Origin of the sequence: uncultured Gimesia sp. (assembly GCF_937919775.1) — a bacterium.
Taxonomy (GTDB): Bacteria; Planctomycetota; Planctomycetia; order Planctomycetales; family Planctomycetaceae; genus Gimesia.
Genome location: NZ_CALFPF010000048.1, coordinates 1 through 4,346, shown reverse-complemented (window position 1 = coordinate 4,346; position 4,346 = coordinate 1). Strand labels below are relative to the sequence as shown.

At 51.1% G+C, this 4,346-nt stretch carries 6 protein-coding genes and 1 pseudogene; 4 read left to right on the top strand and 3 right to left on the bottom strand.

All coding sequences use genetic code 11. From position 1 onward, the window contains the following. From Q0294_RS01355 to Q0294_RS01345, 3 genes are all read left to right on the top strand, one after another. Positions 1 to 299, top strand: a 299-nt coding sequence (locus Q0294_RS01355; RefSeq protein WP_299460019.1) for a hypothetical protein, incomplete at its 5' end; no start/stop codon positions are given. Between the two features lie 227 nt (positions 300 to 526). Continuing rightward, positions 527 to 877: a hypothetical protein gene (locus Q0294_RS01350; RefSeq protein WP_299460017.1), complete on the top strand. Its 351-nt coding sequence runs from the start codon at positions 527 to 529 to the stop codon at positions 875 to 877. A gap of 86 nt (positions 878 to 963) precedes the next feature. Further along, a complete protein-coding gene (locus Q0294_RS01345; protein ID WP_299460015.1) occupies positions 964 to 1,095 on the top strand; it encodes a DUF4112 domain-containing protein in 132 nt (43 codons plus the stop codon). Positions 1,096 to 1,104: 9 nt separating this feature from the next. Here the strand turns inward: Q0294_RS01345 and Q0294_RS01340 are convergent, their stop codons facing one another. Next, positions 1,105 to 2,571 (bottom strand): sulfatase, encoded by a 1,467-nt coding sequence (locus Q0294_RS01340; protein WP_299460012.1) that lies wholly within the window; start codon positions 2,569 to 2,571, stop codon positions 1,105 to 1,107. Between the two features lie 257 nt (positions 2,572 to 2,828). Next, positions 2,829 to 2,954, bottom strand: a pseudogene (locus tag Q0294_RS01335) (transposase); the annotation flags it as partial. 69 nt (positions 2,955 to 3,023) lie between these two features. On the opposite strand from Q0294_RS01335, the gene Q0294_RS01330 reads away from it, so the two are divergent. After that, a complete protein-coding gene (locus Q0294_RS01330) occupies positions 3,024 to 3,878 on the top strand; it encodes a DUF1501 domain-containing protein (protein WP_299460009.1) in 855 nt (284 codons plus the stop codon). A 221-nt stretch (positions 3,879 to 4,099) separates the two neighbouring features. Here Q0294_RS01330 and Q0294_RS23355 read toward each other — a convergent pair whose 3' ends face one another. Then, complete coding sequence (locus Q0294_RS23355) at positions 4,100 to 4,288, bottom strand: YqaE/Pmp3 family membrane protein (protein ID WP_366917894.1); 189 nt, start codon at positions 4,286 to 4,288, stop codon at positions 4,100 to 4,102. Between the last annotated feature and the right edge of the window lie 58 nt (positions 4,289 to 4,346).

Genomic DNA, 4,346 nt, shown 5'->3' with positions numbered 1-4,346 from the left:
AATCGATTGGAAAAGATGAAAATAATAATATCGTTTCCACTAGATCAGATAACGTTTGCAGGTGGTGGGATAAAAACAGAAAAGAAATAGGCTTTGACGGTCTCCAGTTGAAGTATATAAAAAAATCAGGCATAACAGCTCTAACTGAAGATATTAAATACATGCATTTAGATCAGTTGTACTTGGGTCATTCACATAGAACTCTTGCTGATAGGAATTACAATTCAAAAGGTGGTAGAGCTTACAAACCCTTAGACGAAGCAATTGCTTACATCGGCAAACAATTTGGTTTAAAGTAAAGTCACAATGTAGAAGCAGGCATTTCCGGAAGCCCTAAATGATTCAGTTCATTTAGGGCTTCTTTCTATTAGCCAGACATGCTGTGTCTCAAGTCTAGGATTATGGGCTGGAGCATTTACTGAACAGGATCGACAAGTTTGATCTGCTGATTTTCAGCGAGCAGGGTTATCTCTCTTTCGGTCGTGCTAAGGTGGAACTACACCACGGTCCCAACCGGATCTGTTGAATGAACCTTTGCTGTGGCTGGGGGACGAGCTTATCCGTGCGGCTGGAATTGCTCGAAGACCGCACGCTGCCGTCGGCGAGCGATCCTGTGCAGATGCTGTTTCCGGACTTGGAACATGAAGGGAACACGACCGAGCAGGATGAACAATCATCCCAGCACACATCCCTCTATGGCCTGGCGTATAAGACATTTTTAGGCACCGAAGTAATCAGTTGGATAGAACTTTTCAAAAGTACTTTTAAAATCTTTCAAACAGGCTGCCTCAAGTTCTATTTGCCTGAGGGGAGCGATTATCGGCATATCACGGTGAGTGGGGCGGGAACTCGCGCGAAAATGACGGCAATGTCGTGACAAACAGCACGGTGATTTAGTGAATGTGCCGAAAGGATTTGGCTTTTCCCTGGAGCGAGAACTCGCGCAAAAATGTCTAGAATGTCGTGACAAACAGCAGGGACTTACTGATCGGTGCCGTCCCTGTAGTGGGCGATATTTTTGACGTCTTCTTCAAGTCGAACCGCCGCAATTCACAACTGCTGAAGAAACATCTGGACCGATGCAACGCCGGCTGAAAGACGGATTCAGTTCTTTAAATTGGGAACAGGCATTTGCGCGCCGACCTGTTTGAGATGCTCCTGCAGCTGCTGTTCAAGTCGGGCGGTGAGCTCCGGGTAAGTCTTTGAAACATCGCTGGTCTCACTCAGGTCGTCGGCCAGGTTGTAAAGTTCGTTATGGCCGTCTTCGTAATAATGGATCAGCTTATATTCGCCGACGCGAATGGCTGAGTAGGGAATGCCGATGAAGACGTTGTAATGCGGGTAATGCCAGTAGAGGGCTTCGCGGTTAAGTGACGCGTCGGGATCTTTCAACAGCGGAACCAGTGAGAGCCCGTCGACGCTCTGATTGTGCTCCGCGTTGCCTCTAACGCCGGTGATGTCCAGAATCGTCGGATAAAAGTCCATCGTGATGACGGGTTCTTTACAGACAGAGCCTGCGGGAGTGACGCCGGGCCAGAGCACGATGGCAGGCACGCGAGTCCCCCCTTCCCAATGTTGTCCCTTCTCGCCACGGAGGGGATCGTTATTGCTGGTTTTGCGGCGGACGCCGCCATTGTCGGAAGTGAAAATAATCAGCGTGCGGTCGGCGATGCCAGACTGTTTCAGTTGAGCACGCACGCGGCCGACGGCTTCATCGACACTTTGAATCATGGCGGCGTACTCGGGATTTTTGTGACGTTTACCGGCGGGCAAGGCTTTGTATTTCTTTACCAGATCGGGGCGCCCCTGAATGGGGGCGTGCACGGAATAGAACGAGCAATATAGAAAGAAGGGTTTGTCCTGCTGACGACCGATGAGCGCGACCGCTTCATCGGCCATGCGATCGGTGAGATAACGATCCTGTCGCTGTGCTTCCGTCAGACTGCTGTCCCACTTCATCGCATCCCCGCCATAGGGGAAGTGATAGCTGCGTGGCAGCCCGCGATTCGTACCACTGATGTTGACGTCGAAACCATGATCCTGCGGAAGATTGCCCGGCCCGCCCAGATGCCATTTGCCGACGTGGAACGTCTGGTAGCCGGCTGTGCGCAGAGCCTCGGGCAGTGTCGTGTATTTCTGATCCAGATGCTGTTTCCATTGAGGCGGCTTCAGAGGGAAATCGGTGTAGGACTTTGCCCAGCCGGGAATCCAGTCGGTCAGATGCGTTCGCGCGGGATACATGCCGGTCAGGAGTGCACCGCGGGTCGGCGAACAGGCATTGCAGGCGGAATAGTTCTGCGTGAACTTCATGCCTTCAGTAGCGAGCCGATCGATGTTCGGACTCTGGTAGAAGTCACTGCCATAACAGCCCAGATCGGTCCAGCCCAGATCATCGACAAGGAAGAAGACCACGTTCCAGGGTTTTTCGTCTGCAGCGTGCGTGGTTTGCGTGATGGAAAACAGAGAGAACAGCAGAAGCGTGGCCTGTAAAAACAGAGACGGTATGCGGTACATCATCAGTTCTTTTCCCACTCCTGATTTGAACTCAGAGATCAGACTTGAACGCAACATGATCTGACCTATCATAACAGGTCTTAAATACGGACGCATGCTTTAACCGACATTTCCCATTTGGGTTGAGCCAGGAATCGATCCAGGCTCGAATCACACCCCATGTTAATAGCACACCTTTGCAAGGTCAAACTTCCGATGATTTTCCCGACATTTCGTGACCGCCGCTCGGCCTTGCGCCTCGGATGTTGTGTATCCGGCAGTTTTTTTGCATCAATCGGCTTGTTGGCACGTAGGTTCACGACGTTCTTCGAGTGCTGGTTCAAGTTGGTCACGATGAATCCAACACGCGGGAACAGCTCTCCTGCGTGCCACTCGATCTTGGCCACCACGCGACGCGCTCGCTGCCATGATTTCGCTTGATATTGGAAGCTACGGGGATACTCATTGTGTTTCTTGCGGTGTGTTCAGCATCTTGGTTTGCATATGTCTCGATTCCTTCAAAGTTTTATATGGTACAACCGACTTACCTCGGCATGCAGCATGGCCCCTTTGAATCTACCGAACCCTCGTCTGCAAATTATCGCCCCCCATCCCTGAAACTGCAGGCCGGTCTGGATGGCCAGCATCTGTTCGAACGTCGGCAGTTATTAAGACAGTTCGACCGTCTGCGGAACGACCTGGATCTCAACGGTGACCTGGAAGGCAACGACAAATTCCGTGATCTGGCTTTTCAAATGCTGACCAGCCCCAATGCAGCCAGCTCATTTGAAATTGACCGAGAACCGGACAGTCTACGTGACCGCTATGGACGTAATATGTGGGGACAGGGGTGCCTGCTGGCCCGCCGACTCGCGGAAGCCGGATGTGGCGTTGTCTCCCTGTTCTTCAATACTCCCAAGACCGGTCAGGAATTTACGAACTGGGATGATCAACTTTTAAACGCAGGACGTCCCGGACATTTCGCGAAGTATATGAAAGTCCGTCTGCCCTATATGGACCAGGCACTGGCTTCACTCATCGAAGACATTCATGAACGAAACCTGGAGAAAAAAATCATGGTGGTGGCAGTCGGCGAATTTGGCCGCACGCCCCGACTCTCATCCAATAACTCGGGAACTGGTCGAAACCACTGGCCCCAGGCTTACACTGCACTCTTCTCTGGTGGTAATCTTAAAATGGGACAGGTCGTCGGTGCCACCAACTCCAAAGCAGAGTACCCGACACACTCACCCTACACGCCACAGGATATGTTGGCTACCATCTACCAGCACCTGGGCATTGATTTTACCCAGTCACTGGTTGACCACCAGGGGCGACCGATTCCCATTCTACCGCATGGGAAACCAATCGCCGAATTGATCTGATTTCTTACTCTTTAATCTGTCATGGCATTCCCGACATGATCGCGCGGGTTCTCGACGCACATGTGTCGTGATATGCCGGTGATCTCTTCCCATGTCCGATCTTTGGTTCGACCGTATTGCGTCTCTTGTGGCATTGCTTTTGAGTTCGCGTCAGTTTTCGCCTGCTGCTATGGAATGGTTAAAGAGTCTCTGTTTGTGAAACAGGCAAGATGCATTATGGATTATTTCTTTATAACCACCCACAGCCCATGGACGAGTCCCGGAATGTACCCGCATAAGGTCAAACCAATATTCAGCCAGAAGTGCGTGGTCATGCCAACCTGGAGAAAAACCGCGACGGGGGGCAACAGGATTGCGATGATAATCCGCAATGCCAGGGGAATTGAAGAAGCTGCTGGAGTTGTTGTCATGGAACTGGTCCTTAAATAATAAGTTGTCAGAATTCAGAGGGCGTATCTCATTCATATT